This is a genomic window from Curtobacterium sp. MCLR17_059 (assembly GCF_003234665.1).
Classification (GTDB): domain Bacteria; phylum Actinomycetota; class Actinomycetes; order Actinomycetales; family Microbacteriaceae; genus Curtobacterium; species Curtobacterium flaccumfaciens.
In genome coordinates this window covers 19,704-37,148 of record NZ_QKSU01000008.1, presented here as the reverse complement: position 1 = coordinate 37,148, position 17,445 = coordinate 19,704, and the positions used below count along the sequence as shown (strand labels likewise).

Annotated in this window: 13 protein-coding genes; 8 read left to right on the top strand and 5 right to left on the bottom strand. The window is 70.5% G+C overall.

Translation table 11 applies throughout. The features are described 5' to 3' along the window. The first annotated feature begins 12 nt into the window (after positions 1 to 12). On the top strand, positions 13 to 858 hold the full coding sequence (locus DEJ12_RS11970; protein ID WP_146245615.1) for a hypothetical protein: 846 nt from the start codon (positions 13 to 15) through the stop codon (positions 856 to 858). 82 nt (positions 859 to 940) lie between these two features. Here DEJ12_RS11970 and sucB read toward each other — a convergent pair whose 3' ends face one another. The 3 genes from sucB to DEJ12_RS11955 form a co-directional block, all read right to left on the bottom strand. Then, positions 941 to 2,443, bottom strand: coding sequence for a 2-oxoglutarate dehydrogenase, E2 component, dihydrolipoamide succinyltransferase (gene sucB / locus DEJ12_RS11965; RefSeq protein WP_071403959.1), 1,503 nt, complete (start codon positions 2,441 to 2,443; stop codon positions 941 to 943). 70 nt (positions 2,444 to 2,513) lie between these two features. Beyond that, the gene (gene lpdA, locus DEJ12_RS11960) at positions 2,514 to 3,887 is read right to left on the bottom strand and encodes a dihydrolipoyl dehydrogenase (protein ID WP_111022800.1); all 1,374 of its coding nucleotides are present in this window, start codon (positions 3,885 to 3,887) and stop codon (positions 2,514 to 2,516) included. A 156-nt stretch (positions 3,888 to 4,043) separates the two neighbouring features. After that, positions 4,044 to 5,534: a leucyl aminopeptidase gene (locus tag DEJ12_RS11955; protein ID WP_111030160.1), complete on the bottom strand. Its 1,491-nt coding sequence runs from the start codon at positions 5,532 to 5,534 to the stop codon at positions 4,044 to 4,046. Between the two features lie 76 nt (positions 5,535 to 5,610). On the opposite strand from DEJ12_RS11955, the gene DEJ12_RS11950 reads away from it, so the two are divergent. From DEJ12_RS11950 to DEJ12_RS11925, 6 genes are all read left to right on the top strand, one after another. Next, positions 5,611 to 6,540, top strand: coding sequence for a proteasome assembly chaperone family protein (locus tag DEJ12_RS11950; RefSeq protein WP_027465460.1), 930 nt, complete (start codon positions 5,611 to 5,613; stop codon positions 6,538 to 6,540). 157 nt (positions 6,541 to 6,697) lie between these two features. Then, positions 6,698 to 8,017, top strand: a complete 1,320-nt coding sequence (locus tag DEJ12_RS11945) for a nitrate/nitrite transporter (RefSeq protein WP_071403956.1) — start codon at positions 6,698 to 6,700, stop codon at positions 8,015 to 8,017. A gap of 193 nt (positions 8,018 to 8,210) precedes the next feature. Further along, positions 8,211 to 9,470 (top strand): RNA polymerase sigma factor, encoded by a 1,260-nt coding sequence (locus tag DEJ12_RS11940; protein ID WP_027465462.1) that lies wholly within the window; start codon positions 8,211 to 8,213, stop codon positions 9,468 to 9,470. Between the two features lie 6 nt (positions 9,471 to 9,476). Further along, positions 9,477 to 10,736: a MurT ligase domain-containing protein gene (locus tag DEJ12_RS11935; protein WP_111030159.1), complete on the top strand. Its 1,260-nt coding sequence runs from the start codon at positions 9,477 to 9,479 to the stop codon at positions 10,734 to 10,736. Next, positions 10,733 to 11,506 (top strand): type 1 glutamine amidotransferase, encoded by a 774-nt coding sequence (locus DEJ12_RS11930; RefSeq protein ID WP_111030158.1) that lies wholly within the window; start codon positions 10,733 to 10,735, stop codon positions 11,504 to 11,506. Before DEJ12_RS11935 ends, DEJ12_RS11930 begins: the two co-directional genes overlap by 4 nt. A 128-nt stretch (positions 11,507 to 11,634) precedes the next feature. Beyond that, the gene (locus tag DEJ12_RS11925) at positions 11,635 to 12,093 is read left to right on the top strand and encodes a peptidoglycan-binding protein (RefSeq protein ID WP_111030157.1); all 459 of its coding nucleotides are present in this window, start codon (positions 11,635 to 11,637) and stop codon (positions 12,091 to 12,093) included. Between the two features lie 71 nt (positions 12,094 to 12,164). On the opposite strand, the gene DEJ12_RS11920 is transcribed toward DEJ12_RS11925, so the two are convergent. Continuing rightward, entirely contained in the window at positions 12,165 to 12,389 is a 225-nt protein-coding gene (locus DEJ12_RS11920) for a hypothetical protein (RefSeq protein WP_017886093.1), read from the bottom strand. A gap of 167 nt (positions 12,390 to 12,556) precedes the next feature. On the opposite strand from DEJ12_RS11920, the gene DEJ12_RS11915 reads away from it, so the two are divergent. Continuing rightward, positions 12,557 to 14,683, top strand: coding sequence for a type IIA DNA topoisomerase subunit B (locus DEJ12_RS11915; RefSeq protein WP_071244557.1), 2,127 nt, complete (start codon positions 12,557 to 12,559; stop codon positions 14,681 to 14,683). A gap of 244 nt (positions 14,684 to 14,927) precedes the next feature. Here DEJ12_RS11915 and DEJ12_RS11910 read toward each other — a convergent pair whose 3' ends face one another. After that, on the bottom strand, positions 14,928 to 17,414 hold the full coding sequence (locus tag DEJ12_RS11910) for a DNA topoisomerase (ATP-hydrolyzing) subunit A (RefSeq protein ID WP_111030156.1): 2,487 nt from the start codon (positions 17,412 to 17,414) through the stop codon (positions 14,928 to 14,930). Between the last annotated feature and the right edge of the window lie 31 nt (positions 17,415 to 17,445).

Here is a 17,445-nt window from a genome sequence, read left to right as displayed (position 1 = left end):
ACGCTGGTCACCATGGAGACGAGCACCGAAGACCACCTGGATCGCTGGATCGCGACCGGCAACGAGCACGACGTGCTCAGCTGGGTCGCCGACCGCTCCGCGGCCGCCGAGCGGCACCTCGTCCCGGTGGCCGCGGTCGGTCGGACCCCGACGGGGCATCTCGTGGTCGACCTCGACCGGCCGATCGGCACACCGCTCGTGGCGGCGCTCGACCGGCTCGGCACCCCGACCACCGGCGTCGCGGTGACGCTGACGGTCCCGCTCCTGGAACTCCTGGTGGCGGTGCACGACGGCGCGGTCCTGCTCGGTGCTGCCGGCATCGACGACGTGCTGGTGGACGACTCCGGTGCCGTCGTGCTCTGCGACCGCCCGACGAACGCGACGAGCCCGACGACCCCGATGACCCCGACGAACCCAACCAAAGCGAGGACCCCGACGCGCACCGCACCCCCGACGCGCACCGCGCACTCGACCGACGCGACCCGCACCCTCGTGCTCGCAGCCCGGACGGTGTGGGACCGCGTCGACCCGTCCGATCCCGCTCAGAAACCGGTGCTCGACGCGCTGCAGGACGCCCTCGACGGTGACGGACCGAGCGCACGAACGGCACTCGACGTCGTCCACGGCACCGCCGCGCCCCGGCCGTTCCGCTGGACCCCTGTGCCGAGCGACCTCGTGTTCGCCGATCCGCCGACATCGGACGGGCAGGACGGACTGCTCGGGCGCCTGCGGGACGTGGTCGAGCACGGCGTCCCGCTCGGAGCCGACCGACGGCTCCCGCTCCGCCGCGTGCTCGTAGGGCTCGTCGTCGCCGTCGGGTCGGTGGTCGCCGCCCTGACCCTGCTCGGCGGCGGGTGAAGCCGAACCCGCCCGTGAACGGGAACGGGAACGGCCCCGGCTCCCACGAGGGGAACCGGGGCCGTCGGCCGTGCTGCTGGGATCAGTACCCGAGGTTCGGAGCGAAGTTGCCCTCTTCGAGACGGTTCTTCACCGCGACGAGGTACCGCGAGGCATCCGCACCGTCGATGATCCGGTGGTCGTACGACAGCGCCAGGTAGACGAACGAGCGGATGGCGATGGCCTCCTGGCCGTCGACCTTCACGACCGCCGGACGCTTCGTGACGATGCCGGTGCCGAGGATCGCCGACTGCGGCAGGAACACCACGGGGGTGTCGAACAGCGCGCCACGCGAACCGGTGTTGGTCAGCGTGAACGTACCGCCGGCCAACTCGTCGGGCTTGAGCTGGTTGTTCCGGGTGCGCTCGGCGAGGTCGGCGATGGACTTCGAGAACTGCGCCAGGTCCAGCGAGGCCGCGTCCTTGATGACCGGGGTCAGCAGGCCGCGTTCGGTGTCCACCGCGATGGAGACGTTCTCGGACTCCGGGTAGACGATCTCGTCGCCCTCGACCGTGGAGTTGATCTTCGGGTGGGCCTTCAGCGCCTCGGACGCCGCGAGGGCGAAGAAGGGCATGAAGGAGAGCTTCGAGCCGGTCTTCTCGAGGAACTCCGCCTTGTGCGCGTCGCGGAACTGCGCCACCTTCGTGACGTCGACCTCGACGACGCTCGTGAGCTGTGCGGTCGAGGTCATCGACTGCACGGCACGCTCGGCGACGACCTTGCGCAGGCGGGTCATCTTCTCGCGGGTTCCGCGCAGCGGCGAGACCTCGGCGACGAACGGGCCGGACGCGGCGGCGGGTGCTGCTGCTGCCGAGGCGGCCGGGGCCTTCGCGGCGGCGGCGAGGACGTCCTCCTTGCGGATGCGCCCCCCGACACCGGAGCCGGTGACCGTGGACAGGTCCACACCCTGCTCGTTGGCGAGCTTGCGCACCAGCGGGGTGACGTAGCCCGAGGCTGCGCCGTCCTGCGTGGGGTTCGGCACCGCTGCGGCGGCCGTGGTGCTCGGCGCGGACGCCGGAGCCGGAGCTGCCTGGGCCGGCACGGCTGCCGGCGGAGCGGCTGCGGGCGGCGGGACCGGTGCGGCGGCCGGGACCGGCGCTGCCGCGGGCGGGGCGGACGGTGCCTGCGGGGCGGCGGGCTGAGTCTGTCCGGCGGGGGCCGGCTCGGGCTCGGTGGGCTCGGGCGCGGGGGTCTCGGCCTCCTGCTCCGTGCTCGGAGCGGCCTCGGGCTCCTCGGCGTCGGCAGCGGCGGCGTTCGCGTCGTCGGCGCCGGAGTCGGACGAGTCCGAACCGCCGTCGGACGAGCCGGAGCCGTCACCGATCTTCACGAGGGCGGTGCCGACCTCGACGGTCTCGTCCTCGGGAACGAGGATCTCCTCGACGACGCCGGCGATCGGCGACGGGATCTCGGTGTCGACCTTGTCGGTCGAGACCTCGAGCAGCGGCTCGTCGACCTCGACCCGGTCACCGACGTTCTTCAGCCATCGGGTCACCGTGCCCTCGGTGACGCTCTCGCCGAGCGCCGGGAGGTTGACGGATTCGCTCATCGGGTGGACTCCTCTTCGCGGGGGATTGCAGTGGTTGTTGATGTCATTGTCACAGTGCGGCCGGTGCCGGTCACAGCGCGTGCAGCGGCTTGCCCGCGAGGTGCAGGAACGCCTCGCCGAGGGCTTCGTTCTGGGTCGGGTGACCGTGCACCAGGGGAGCGATGTCCTCCGGGTAGGCCTCCCAGTTCACGGCGAGCTGGGCTTCGCCGATGAGCTCGCCGACGCGGGCACCGATCATGCTGACGCCGACGACGGGGCCGTCCACGACGCGCACGACCTTGACGGAGCCGGAGGTCCCGATGATGTGGCTCTTGCCGTTGCCGGCCAGGTTGTACTCGTACGAGTCGACCTTGTCGGCGCCGTACTGCTCCTCGGCCTTGGCCTGCGAGAGCCCGACCGACGCGACCTCGGGGTCGGAGTAGGTGATCTTCGGGATGTTCTTGTCCTCGATGACCACCGGGTTGAGGCCGGCGATCTCCTCGGCGACGAAGATGCCCTGCTGGAAGCCGCGGTGCGCGAGCTGCAGACCGGGGACGATGTCGCCGACGGCGTAGACGTTCGGGATGTTCGTGGCGAGACGCTCGTTCGTGGTGACGAACCCGCGGTCCATCGCCACGCCGACCTCGTCGTAGCCGACGTTCTGCGTGACCGGGCCACGGCCGACGGCGACGAGCAGGACGTCACCGTCGAAGGTCTTGCCGTCCTCCAGCGTGACGACGACGCCGTTCTCGTGCTGCTCGACGCCCTGGAACCGGACACCGAGCGAGAACTCGATGCCGCGCTTGCGGAACGCACGCTCGAGCTGCTTCGACATCGACTCGTCCTCGGCGGGGACCAGGTGCGGCAGGCCCTCGACGATGGTGACCTCGGCCCCGAAGGACTTCCAGACGCTGGCGAACTCGACGCCGATGACGCCGCCGCCCAGGATGACGACCTTGTTCGGGACGTAGTCCATGCGGAGCGCGGTCTCGCTGGTGATCACGCGGCCGCCGATCTCGAGCCCGGGCAGGGACTTCGAGTAGGAGCCGGTGGCGAGCACGATGTTCTTGCCGGTGACGGTCTGGTCGCCGACCTGCACGGTGTTCTGCGAGGTCAGACGGCCCCAGCCCTCGACCACGGTGATGCCGCGGGCCTTGATCAGACCCTGCAGGCCCTTGTACTTGGAGTTGATGATGCCCTGCTGGTAGTCGATGACCTTGGGCACGTCGACACCGGCGAACTCCGCGACCACGCCGTACTTCTCGGCGTCGCGCGTCGCGTCGGCGACCTCGGCCGCGTGCAGCAGTGCCTTCGTCGGGATGCAGCCGCGGTGCAGGCACGTCCCTCCGAGCTTGTCGCCCTCGATGAGCGCGACGCTCATGCCGAGTTCGGCGGCCCGGAGCGCAGCGGCGTACCCACCACTCCCGCCACCGAGGACAACGACGTCGTAAGTCTGTTCCGTCACCTGGTGCAACTCCCTCGTGCGTGTCGGGCCGATCGGGCCCTACGTGGACACCGCGGAGGGCGGCGTCCGACGGTCGGACCGCGTGGTTCCGGTCCCGTCCCGTGCAGTACCGGTGGGAGGCGCGTCGGTGCGCCGTTCCCACCGGTACCAAACCTACTACTCGGACTGGAGGTCTTCTGCGAGAGCGATGAGCGTCCGGACCATCACGCCCGTCGCACCCTTGCCCAACCAGGCGTACCCGCCGCCCTTGTTCTCCGACGGACCCGCGATGTCGAGGTGCGCCCAGGGGACACCGTCGCCGGCGAAGCGCTCGAGGAACTTGCCCGCGAGCAGCATGCCACCGGCCGGGTTGCCGACCGTGGCGTTGACGATGTCGGCGACGTCGCTGGACAGCCGGGCCTCGAGCTCCTCGGGCAGCGGCATCGGCCAGATCGGCTCCGAGACGCCCTCGGCGACGGCGCGGACCTTCGCGACGAGGTCGTCGCTGCCCATCAGGCCGGTGGTGCGGTCGCCGAGCGCGACGACCTGGGCGCCGGTCAGCGTGGCGACGTCGACGAGCGCGTCGGGCTGCTCGAGCGACGCGGCGGCCATCCCGTCGCCCAGCACCAGGCGGCCCTCGGCGTCGGTGTTCGTGACCTCGACCGTGGTGCCGTTCTTCAGCGTCAGGACGTCGCCCGGGCGGGTCGCGGTGCCGGAGGGCATGTTCTCGGCGAGGGCGAGCCACGCGGTCACGCGCACGTTCAGCCCCAGGCGGGCGGCGGCGACGGTCGCGGCGAGCACCGTGGCGGCACCGGTCATGTCGGTCTTCATGCCGAGCATCGACGCCGCGGGCTTGAGCGAGAGGCCGCCCGAGTCGAAGGTGATGCCCTTGCCCACGAGGGCGAGGTGCTTCGTGGCGGACTCCGGCGCGTACCGGACGACGACCAGGCGCGGGGGACGCGCCGAACCGCGGCCGACACCGAGGATGCCGCCGAAGCCCTGCTCCTCGAGCGCCTGCTCGTCGAGGACCTCGACGGTGAGCGGCAGGTCCGAGGCGAACCCGGTCGCGACGTCGGCGACGTCCTGCGGCCCGAGGTCGCCCGCGGCGGTGTTCACGAGGTCCCGCACGAGCGACGCGGCGTCGGCGACGATCGCGGGGCGCACGGCGGCGTCGGCTGCGACCTCGGCCGGGGCGACGACCTCGATGTGCTGGTCACCGCGGGCCGGGGCCTTGGTGCCGGTGCCCTTGTGCCGGGTGAAGGCGTACGCGCCGAGCGCCGCGCCCTCGAGGGCGGCGTCGACGAGCTCGGCCGAGTCGGTGGGCAGGGCGAGCGTGATCGAGTCGACGCGGGGGAGCTGTCGCACGGCGCTGCCGGCCGCAGCGCGGATCGCCGCGACACCCGTGGCGGAGCCGAGCCCGATCAGCGCGACCGACTTCGCACCGACGCCGCTGGCGGGCAGGCGGACGAGCTGGTCCTTCGCGCCGGTGACCCCGATCGCGGCGAGGTCGAGGCCGGCGAGGGCATCGAGCGTGCCGAGGGCGGTGGGAGCGAGCACGGCGGTGCTGTCGGCCTCGCCGGACGAGCCCGGGCGGACCCCGACGACGAGCACGTCGGCGGTGGTGGTCTCGGGGGGTGAACTGGTGGTGGAGAGCGTCGGTCGGACCATGTTCCAACCCTACCGACGGCCTGTTCGCTGTTGGCGTGGTCGTCGCGCACCGGGGACGTCGGAGGCCCCGCCTAGCATGGGGACGGTGAACCACCCCGAGGAGCTCTACACGTTCGACGCGGACGCCCCGACCGTGCCAGCAGGGTTGCACCTGATCGCCGGGCTGACCGGCTTCGCCGATGCCGGATCGGCCGTCGCGCAGGTGACGAACTCGATCCTCGAGGACCTCGACACCGAACTCGTCGCCGAGTTCGACCCGGACGTGCTGCTCGACTGGCGGGCCCGTCGCCCGGTCATCACCTTCGAGCACGACCACATCAGCGCCGTCGAGCCGCCCCGTCTGGCCCTGCACCTGGTGCGCGACGAGATCGGCCAGCCGTTCCTGTTCCTGTCGGGCTACGAGCCGGACTTCCAGTGGAACCGCTTCGTCCGCGCCGTCACCGGGCTCGCCGCCGACCTGCAGGTCGCCGACACCACGTGGGTGCAGTCCATCCCGATGCCGGTCCCGCACACCCGTCCGATCAGCCTGACCGTCTCCGGCACCCGGGCCGACCTCGTCGAGCAGATGAGCGTCTGGAAGCCCGAGACCCAGGCGCCGGCGAACGTCCTGCACCTGGTCGAGCACCGCCTCGCCGAGACCGGCGCGCAGGTCACCGGGCTCGTGCTGCTCGTGCCGCACTACCTGTCCGACACCGAGTTCCCCGACGCCGCCGTCGCGGCGCTGTCCGGCATCGCCGCCGCGACCGGGCTCATCTTCCCGACGGACGCCCTGCGCGAGTCGGGTCGCGAGTTCCTCACCCGCGTCGAGGAGCAGGTGGCCGGCAACCCCGAGCTGCAGCGCCTGGTCTCCGTGCTCGAGGAGCGGCACGACACGTACATGGAGGGCAACCCCGTCGCGTCGCCGCTCACCGGCGTGGACGGCGAGGTGCCGACCGCCGACGCGATCGCGGCCGAGCTCGAGCGCTTCCTCGCCGACCGGCGCACCCAGGGCGACGCGACCGATTGACCGTCGCGGGATCCGGACGTCCCCACAGGGCGGCCTGGAGGCCCGTGGCGGCCCCGCACCGCGCCTCCAGGCCGTCCTCCGGTCACCCGCACGACGTGACGCGCGTCGACGACGCTCGTCCCGCATCGACGCTGGGACGCGTCGGTAGCCTGGACCGGTGAACTCCCGTCGTGCCTTCCTGATCTGGGGCGTCGCGGTCCTCGCGTACGTCCTCGCCGTGGTGCAGCGGTCCTCGCTCGGGGTCTCCGGTGTCGACGCGCAGGACCGGTTCGCCGTCTCCGCCGCGGTCCTGTCCACCCTCGCCGTGGTGCAGATCGCCGTCTACGCGGGGCTGCAGATCCCGGTGGGGATCGCGCTCGACCGTGTGGGCCCGCGGCGGCTGGTGCTCCTCGGCGCCGCGCTGCTGGTCGTCGGACAGGCGATCGTCGCGGTGTCCCCGTCGATCGGGCCGGCCATCGCGGGGCGGGTGCTCGTCGGCGCCGGTGATGCCATGACCTTCATCTCGGTGATCCGCCTGGTGCCGATGTGGTTCAGCGGCCGGATCCTGCCGCAGATCTCGCAGTGGACGGGCAACCTCGGGCAGATCGGCCAGATCCTTTCGGCGTTCCCGTTCGCCGTGCTCCTGCACACGGTGGGCTGGACCCCGGCGTTCGGTGTGGCGGCCGCGGCCAGCGCGGTCGGCCTGGTGCTCGCCGCGGTCTTCGTGCGGAACGGTCCCGTGCCGGTGCGGACGGACACCATCCCGCTGCCGCACTCGTGGGGTGCTGCCTTCAGCACCTTCGGGCATGCGCTCCGGCGCCCGGGCACACAGCTCGGGTTCTGGTCGCACTACGTCACGCAGTCGTCGGGCACGGTGTTCTCGCTGCTGTGGGGCGTGCCGATGCTCCGAGGGCTCGGGTACTCCCCGGGTGAGGCTGCCGGGTTCCTCACGATCATCGTGGTCGTCGGGTTCGTCGCCGGTCCGGTGCTCGGCGTGCTCTGTGCGCGGTTCCCGATGCGCCGGTCGAACCTGGTGCTCGGCGTGGTCGTCCTGCTCGCGGTGCTCTGGACGGCGATCCTGCTCTGGCCCGGGCACCCGCCGACGTGGTTGCTCGTGCTGCTCGTCGTCGCGATGGGGATCGGTGGGCCCGGTTCCCTGATCGGCTTCGACTTCGCCCGGACCTTCAACCCCGTCGGATCGCTCGGTTCGGCGAACGGCGTCGTGAACGTCGGCGGCTTCCTGGCGGCCTTCGTGATGATGTACCTGATCGGCGTCGTCCTCGACGTCGCTGCGCGGGCTTCGGGCACCGAGGTGTTCGCCTGGGAGAACTTCCGGATCGCCCTCACCGTGCAGTACGTCGTGGTCGGTTTCGGCGTCGGGATGCTCCTGCACGCCCGCCGTCGGACCCGCCGGGTGCTGCACTCGGAAGAGGGAATACGCGTCGGACCACTCTGGGTTGCACTCGTTGCACGCCTGCGGAAGCGGCACGTGCAATAATGATCACGGACCCGTTCGGGACCCCTGTCTGTCGGAGCACTTCGGTGCGCCGGTGAACTCGGGGGACTTGACATGGGTCCTAGTGCTGCCCGGAACGGTAGGACTCGTACGACGCGGGGGACTGCGGCGCGGGACCTGGGCGGCGAGGGAGGCCACGACCCCACGAACGTGGCACGACGAGAGAGGTGATCGCATGGCTGCCCGGAGCACGACGATCGATCCCACGAAGGACACCGAGCCCGAGGGCGCTGTGGCAGAGGACGCCACGGACACCGAGGGCACCGCAGCGCCGAAGAAGCGCGCCACGAAGGCCCCCGCCAAGAAGGCGCCCGCCAAGAAGGCGGCGCCCAAGGCGAAGAAGACCGACGCCGTCGACGAGGCGATCGCCTCCGACGAGCCCGTCGAGGAGCCGACCGACGAGGCCGACGACACCGACGACAAGACGGCCAAGCCGGACGCCGCTGCCGCGGTCGCCGCCGGTGCGCTCGTCATCTCGCAGACCGACGACGACGAGGCGCCGGTCTACTCGACGACCATCACGGGTGCCACCGCCGACCCGGTGAAGGACTACCTGAAGCAGATCGGCAAGGTCGCCCTGCTCAACGCCGAGCAGGAGGTCGAGCTCGCGATGCGCATCGAGGCCGGCCTGTTCGCCGAGGACAAGCTGCAGCACGCGACGGGGCTCTCGAAGCCCGCCGAGCGTGAACTGCGCTGGGTCGCCCGTGACGGTCAGCGTGCGAAGTCGCACCTGCTCGGTGCGAACCTCCGCCTGGTCGTCTCGCTCGCGAAGCGCTACACCGGTCGTGGCATGCAGTTCCTGGACCTCATCCAGGAGGGCAACCTGGGCCTGATCCGTGCGGTCGAGAAGTTCGACTACACCAAGGGCTTCAAGTTCTCGACCTACGCGACGTGGTGGATCCGTCAGGCCATCACCCGCGCCATGGCCGACCAGGCCCGGACCATCCGCATCCCGGTGCACATGGTCGAGGTCATCAACAAGCTCGCCCGCGTCCAGCGGCAGATGCTGCAGGACCTCGGTCGCGAACCCACTCCGGAAGAGCTCGCCCGCGAGCTCGACATGACCCCGGAGAAGGTCGTCGAGGTCCAGAAGTACGGCCGCGAGCCGATCTCGCTGCACACGCCCCTGGGCGAGGACGGCGACTCGGAGTTCGGTGACCTCATCGAGGACACCGAGGCGGTCGTGCCGGCCGACGCGGTGGGCTTCACGATGCTGCAGAAGCAGCTCGAGAGCCTGCTCGACTCCCTGTCCGAGCGCGAGGCGGGCGTGATCCGCATGCGCTTCGGCCTCGGTGACGGCCAGCCGAAGACCCTCGACCAGATCGGTGACACGTTCGGCGTGACGCGTGAGCGCATCCGTCAGATCGAGTCCAAGACGATGGCGAAGCTCCGCCACCCGTCGCGGTCGCAGTCGCTGCGCGACTACCTCGAATAAGCCGGCATGCGCTTCTTCATCCCGATCCTGATCGGGCGGATCCTCCGTGCCCTCGCTCGTGCGCGGGGCGGCGGGTCCGCCTACCCGGGGTTCATCGTCCTGAAGCTCGTGCCGGACTTCCTGCAGCACGTCACGAAGCAGTTCCCGAACGGCGTCGTCTTCGTGCTCGGCTCGAACGGCAAGTCGACGACCACGCACATGATCTCCGACATCGTGCGGGCCCACGGGCTGCGGGTCTTCACGAACCCGTCCGGCGCGAACCTGCCGCAGGGCATCGCGTCGGCCCTGCTGTCCGAGGTCTCGCTGACCGGTCGCCTGAAGGCGGACATCGGCATCCTCGAGGTCGACGAGGCCTTCGCGGTCGAGCTCGCCGGCATCCTGTCGCCCTCGACGGTGACGATGCTCAACGTGCAGGTCGACCAGCTGTACCGGTTCTTCGAGACCGAGCGCGTGGCGACGATGATGCTCGACACCGCCGCACTGTCGACGGCGAACGTCATCACGAACCACGACGACCAGTTCCTCGACGGCTACTCCGGTACCCCCGGGCAGCGCGTCCTGCGGTTCGGCGCGAGCGACGAGGTCGTCGCCGCAGCGCCGAACGGTCTGCAGAACGCCGACTCGTTCGACGCCGGTGACCGTGCCCAGCACACCGCCGACGCGGAGGTCGTGGCCCACACGGGCGACGGCGCGACGATCCGCTTCGACGGTGCCGAGATCCCGGTCCGGCTGCCCGCCCGCGGCCTGCACTACGCGGTCGACGCCGCTGCGGCCACCGCGACGGCGAGTGCGGCCCTCGGCGCGCAGTTCCGCGCCGACGCCGTGACCAAGGCCTTCGGCACGATGAAGCCCGCGTACGGCCGCGGCGAGCGACTGCCGATCGCGGGCGAGTCCGCCGAGTTCACGATGTTCAAGAACGCCGCGAGCCTGCAGCTCAACCTCGACGCCCTTCCGGACCAGCCCGAGCAGGTCCTCATGGCGATCGACGAGGGCACGCCCGACATCTCCTGGATCTACGACATCGACTTCTCGAAGCTCGACCACGTGGACGTCGTCTCCGGTGACAAGGCGTGGCAGATCGCGATCGCGCTCGAGCACGCCGGTGTCCGCATCGGCCGGGTCGAGCCCGACGTCGAAGCGGCCATCAAGCACATGGAGCAGCTCGGCTCGACGACCCGCGGGACGAAGAACTTCATCGTCAACTACGAGATCATGATGATCGCCCGCAAGGCCCTCGGCCACCCGGACATGGAGAAGACCGCATGACGGCCGATCGGCTGACGATCCTGCACGTCTACCCCCGGCAGATGGGCGTCTCGGGCGACCGTGGCAACGTCGCGGCGCTGGTCCGCCGTGCGGCCGCCGCGGACATCAAGACCCAGGTCCTCGAGTACGCGCCCGGTGACGACCTGCCGACCACGGCGGACGTCGTCGTCATCGGCAACGGTCCGCTCAGCGCGATGCGTTCCCTGGGCGACGACGTCACACGCATCGGTGGCGCTCTCCGCGCGTTCGCGACCGATGGTGTGCCGGTGCTCGCCGTCGGCGGCGGGTTCGACCTCGCGACGAACGAGGTCGTGCCGACCGAGGGTGCGCCGGTCGCCGGCTTCGGCGTGTTCGACGCCCGTGCCGTCCGCGGTGCTGAGCGCCGCGTGAACTACTTCGTCCTCGAGACCCGGTACCCGCTGCTCCCCGGAGCACCGAAGCGTCTCGCCGGCTTCGAGGACCACGCAACCCGCATCGAGCTCGCAGCCGGGGTCACCCCCTTCGCCGACGTCGTCTCCGGCGGCGGCAACCAGGCCGGCTCCCCGGTCGAGGGCGCGATCGTCGGGAACTCCTTCGGCACGCACACCCAGGGTCCGGTCCTGCCGCTCAACCCGCAGCTGACCGACGGTGTCCTCGCCGCGGCCACCGCACGGCTGGGCCGCGAGTACGCGCCGGACGCGGAGCAGACGGCGACCATCGACCGCTACGCACGTGAAGCGCGCGCCACGGTCGACCGTTACGTTGACAAGGCGTTCAAGCGCATCGCCTGACGCACGAAGCAGAAGGCCGGGTCCCGAGGGGGCCCGGCCTTCGTCGTCTCTGATGAGTGGCAACAATTGCCAAGTCGGTCCGCTCGTGTGCGAGATGTGAAATGTTGGAAGCCGACAAAGGAGGCTTCATGCTCACCAACAAATCCGTCCTCGCCCTGGTCGGCGCACTCGTCGTGGCGATCACCACTGCCGCTGCCGTCGTCCAGACAGCTCCGGCTGAGGCCGCGACGCCCCGCATCAGTTCGGCCTGCAGTTCGGTGCCGACGACCACGACCGAGTCGGACGGCGTCCCGGGGCCGATCTTCTACAAGCGGCTGCAGTGCCTCGGCAGCATGGCGGGGTACTACGGCTACAAGGGACCGATCGACGGGATCATGGGTCCGAACTCCTGGACGGGTGTCTCCGAGCAGCTCGCGAAGGGCGGGTACTTCCGTGCAGGCGACCTCCACAACTGGCAGAGCCCCGACATCATCCGGGCACTGCAGCGATGGGCGGCCGCCCACGGCAGGTACAGCGGGCCGATCGACGGCATCTGGGGGCCGAACAGCTACCGCGGGGTGGCCTGGTCGCTGAACCGCGAGTTCTGAACCGGGCTGCAGACAGACAGGAGGCGCGGTGCCAGCTGGCACCGCGCCTCCTGTCTTTGTGTCGGTTGCGACTACTTCGACTCGTAGAGTCGGCTGCTCTCGTCGTGCCACTCGATGGCGGTCGCCGCGAGCTTGTCCTTGAACTCGGCGCCGTGGTGGGCGCAGAAGTAGAGCTCGCCGCTCGACATGGTGGCTCGAATGTAGGCCTGCGCCCCGCAGCTGTCGCAACGGTCGGCGGCGGTCAGCTGGTGGTTGCTGACTTCGTCGATGGAGGGGTCCTGCACGGTCTGGGTCATTGCTGTGCTCCTCACGGATCGCAGGTGGTGCCGGGTGGTTGCACCATTTCAACACGTGATGCCTGAGAGCGACGCATTGTCGGGGCCTGTTTCGCTCAGCGCGGATCGCTTGGCCCCAGTGCGAGTGTCCCCACGGTGCTGTCGGTGCCGCTCGGTAAACTCGGACGGTGAGCTCCGACTACTCCGCACGCCATCTCTCCGTCCTCGAAGGGCTCGAGGCGGTCCGGAAGCGGCCGGGCATGTACATCGGCTCGACGGACTCCCGGGGCCTCATGCACTGCCTGTGGGAGATCATCGACAACTCGGTCGACGAAGCCCTCGCGGGACACGGTGACGAGATCGGTGTCGTGCTGCACGCCGACGGCTCGGTCGAGGTCCGGGACACCGCCCGGGGCATCCCCGTCGACGTCGAACCGAAGACCGGCCTGACCGGGGTCGAGGTCGTGTTCACCAAGCTGCACGCCGGCGGCAAGTTCGGCTCGGGGTCCTACGCGGCCTCGGGTGGCCTGCACGGGGTCGGCGCCTCGGTCGTGAACGCGCTGTCGGAGCGCCTCGATGTCGAGGTCGACCGTGGCGGCAAGACCTACGCCATGTCGTTCCACCGCGGCGAGCCCGGCATCTTCGACGACAGCAAGGGCATCGGCCCGGACGCCCCGTTCGCGCCCTTCACCTCGGGCAGCGAACTGCGTGTGGTGGGCAAGGTCAAGAAGGGTGTCACCGGCTCCCGGATCCGGTACTGGGCGGACCGCCAGATATTCACCGCCGACGCCCGGTTCAGCACCGACGACCTGGTCACGCGGGCACGCCAGACCGCGTTCCTCGTGCCCGGGCTCGGCATCACCATCACCGACGAGCGCGCGGCGTCCATCGACGCCGCTGCCGCCCGGGCCGAGGCGACGGGCACCACCGTGGCCGCCGGGCCGGTGGTGGAGCGCTTCCGGTACGAGGGCGGCATCGGTGAGTTCGTCGAGCACCTCGCCGTCGACAGCCCCCTCACCGACGTCTGGCGCGTGCAGGGGACCGGCACCTTCACCGAGACCGTGCCGATGCTCGACGACAAGGGCCACATGGTCTCCACCTCGGTCGAGCGCGAGTGCGAGGTCGACCTGGCGCTCCGCTGGGGCAGTGGCTACGAGACGGTGTTCCGCAGCTTCGTCAACATCATCGCGACGCCGAAGGGAGGCACGCACCAGGCCGGGTTCGAGTCCGGCGTCGTCAAGGCCGTCCGTGCCCAGGTCGAGGCGAACGCCCGCAAGCTCAAGGTCGGGCAGGACAAGCTCGACAAGGACGACGTGCTCGCCGGCATGACCGCCGTGCTGACCGTGCGCCTGCCCGAGCCGCAGTTCGAGGGGCAGACGAAGGAGATCCTCGGCACCCCCGCGGTCCGCAAGATCGTCGACCAGGTCGTGTCGAAGCGCATCACCGAGATCCTCACCTCGACGCAGCGCACCGAGAAGGCACAGTCGGCCGCCCTGCTCGAGAAGGTCGTGTCCGAGATGAAGACCCGCATCTCGGCGCGGGCACACAAGGAGACGCAGCGCCGCAAGAACGCGCTCGAGAACTCCTCGCTGCCGACGAAGCTCGCCGACTGCCGCTCGCAGGAGACCGAGGGCACGGAGCTCTTCATCGTCGAGGGCGACTCGGCGCTCGGCACCGCGAAGCTCGCCCGCAACAGCGAGTACCAGGCGCTGCTGCCGATCCGCGGCAAGATCCTCAACGTGCAGAAGGCGTCCGTGTCGGACATGCTCTCGAACGTCGAGTGCGCGTCGATCATCCAGGTCATCGGCGCCGGTTCGGGCCGCACGTTCGACATCGACCAGGCCCGCTACGGCAAGATCATCATCATGTCCGACGCCGACGTCGACGGCGCCCACATCCGCACGCTGCTGCTGACGCTGTTCTTCCGGTACATGCGGCCGATGATCGAGCAGGGCCGGGTCTTCGCCGCCGTGCCACCGCTGCACCGGGTCGTCGTGGTGAACCGCGGCAAGCCGAACGACACGCTGTACACGTACTCCGAACAGGAGCTGCAGACGGTGCTGAAGAAGCTCGAGAAGACGGGCAAGAAGTACCAGGAGCCGATCCAGCGGTACAAGGGCCTCGGTGAGATGGACGCCGACCAGCTCGCGGAGACCACGATGGACCGCGCGCACCGCACCCTGCGCCGGGTGAACGTGACCCATGCCGAAGGGGCCGCGAAGGTCTTCGAGCTGCTCATGGGCAACGACGTCGCGCCGCGCAAGGAGTTCATCCTGGCCGGCGAGGGCCTGGACCGCGACCGCATCGACGCGTAGCGCGTCGCGAAAGCGACACCGCTCGGCCGACGCCCGCGGTCAATCCCGCGGAAGCGACAGAACCCCGTCGACAGTCGGCGGGGTTCTGTCGCTTCCGCGGTGGCGGACTGGAGGCCCGTGGCGGCCTCGCCCCGCGCCTCCAGGCCGGTGCGCCCTGCGTTCTCACGCGCTGGGCGACACCTCATGGGTCTCGCAGGCCGTGAGGTGTCGCCAGGCGCGAAACGAGGCGGACACTGCCGCGCGCCTACGCCTCGCCGGCGGTGCCGTCGAGCGTCGCGGCGCTGCCGCCGATCGAGCCGATGACCGCCTCGAGCGGTGCACCCGACCCGTCACGCTTCGACAGCCAGTCGGGCAGGGTCCGCGCGGCGCCGTCCGTGCCGACGGCGTGCGGCGGCGCGATGCCCGCCCAGCCCACGGTGAGCCCGTCTTCGCCCTTCAGGAACGCGTGTGCCCGGACGCCCTGGGTGGCACGGCCCTTCGCCGGGAACTCCGACAGGGCGGAGACCTTGGCGCGGCCGGCGTCGGTGCCGGGCAGCGCGGTCGAGGTGGTGGACACCGTGGCGACCACGGCGTCGTCGGAGCGTGCGACCGAGCCGAACCAGATCACCGAGGCGCCGTCGGCGAGTGCCATGCCGGCCACTCCACCGGCGGGCAGCCCCTGCGCCCGGACGACGGACGCCGGGAACCGCAGCAGCTGCGCGTTCGAGCTGATGAACACGAGGTCGTCGGACTCCGGGGCCTGGGCAGCACCGACCACGTGGTCGCCGGGCTTGAGGCCGATGGCGACGAACTCGGGCTTGTCTGGCCAGGCACCGGGGACGACGCGCTTGACCACGCCGTGTGCGGTGCCGATCGCCAGCGAGTCCGACGACGCGCCGGACAGGTCGACGATCGCCACGACCGTCTCGCCCTTGGTGAGCGCCAGGAAGTCGGTGACCCGGACGCCGGCGTCGAGCCGGACCGCGGCTGGCGGTACGGCGGGGACGTCGACGGGGGAGAGCCGGAGGACCCGCCCGGTCGAGGTGATCGCGCCGATCTGCCCCCGCACCGTGCTCACCACGGCGGAGCGGACGGCGTCGTGCTTCGAGCGCTTCGGCACGCGGACGATGCCGAGCTCCGACGTCGGGATGTCGACGCGGATGAGCCGTCCGGTGGTCGAGAGCAGCACGCGGCAGGGGGAGTCGGCGATCTGCAGCGACTCCGGGTCGACCGCGGCCTTCCGACCGCCCTTCACCGGGGCGTCGGCCTCGGTGAGCAGCGTGCGCCGCGGGGTCGCGAACTTGTCGGACACCTCGGTCAGCTCGAGGGCGACCTGCGCGCGGAGCCGTTCGTCGGACGCCAGGAGTTCTTCGAGGGCGGCGATGTCGGCGAGCAGCTGGTCGCGCTCGGCCTCGAGCTCCATCCGCGAGAACTTCGTCAGCCGGCGCAGGCGCAGCTCGAGGATGTACTCGGCCTGCACCTCGGACAGGTCGAAGACGTCGCGCAGGCGGTTGCGCGCCGCCTCGGAGTCGTCGGAGGTGCGGATGACCTGGATGACCTCGTCGATGTCGAGGATCGCGATGAGCAGGCCCTCGACCAGGTGCAGCCGTTCCTTGCGTCGTGCCAGCCGGTACTGCGACCGGCGCGTGACGACGTCGAGCCGGTGCTGCACGTAGACGTCGAGCAACTCACGGAGCCCGAGGGTGCGCGGCGACCCGCCGACCAGGGCGACGTTGTTGATGCCGAAGCCGTCCTCGAGCGGGGTGTGCTTGTAGAGCTGCTCGAGCACGGCGGTGGGGTTGAAGCCGCTCTTGATGCCGATGACGAGCCGGAGCCCGTGGTTGCGGTCGGTCAGGTCGTTGACGTCCGAGATGCCGACGAGCTTCTTGGACTGGACGCCGTCCTTGATCTTCTCGATGACGCGTTCGGGGCCGACCAGGTACGGCAGCTCGGTGACGACGAGTCCCACCTTGCGCGGGGTGAGGTTCTCGACGCTCACCTTGGCGCGGGTGCGGAACGAACCACGGCCGGTGGCGTAGGCGTCGCGGACCCCGGAGAGCCCGACGATGGTGCCGCCGGACGGCAGGTCGGGGCCGGGCACGAACTCCATGAGCTCTTCGAGGCTGGCCTGCGGGTTCATGAGCAGGTGCTTCGCGGCCTCGACCACTTCGCCCAGGTTGTGCGGCGCCATGTTGGTCGCCATGCCGACCGCGATGCCGGAGGCGCCGTTGACGAGCAGGTTCGGGAACGCCGCCGGCAGCACGCCCGGCTGCATGATCTGGTTGTCGTAGTTCGGGACGAAGTCGACGACGTCCTCGCCCAGGCCCTCGGTCATCGCCATCGACGGTTCGGCGAGCCGCGCCTCGGTGTACCGGGCGGCAGCAGGGCCGTCGTCGAGGGAGCCGAAGTTGCCGTGACCGTCGACGAGCGGCACGCGCATCGTGAACGGCTGGGCCATCCGGACCAGCGCGTCGTAGATCGCGCCGTCGCCGTGCGGGTGCAGCTTCCCCATCACCTCGCCGGTGACGCGGGCGCTCTTGACGTGTCCGCGGTCGGGCCGCAGCCCCATCTCCGCCATCTGGTACAGGATGCGACGCTGTACCGGCTTCAGGCCGTCGCGGGCGTCGGGCAGCGCCCGCGAGTAGATGACGGAGTACGCGTACTCGAGGAAGGAGCCCTGCATCTCCTCGGAGACGTCGACGTCCTCGATGCGCTCACCGTCGGGCAGGCCGACTACGTCCGTGCGTGCCATGGCACCTTTCTGGAGAACCGGAGTCGTCTGG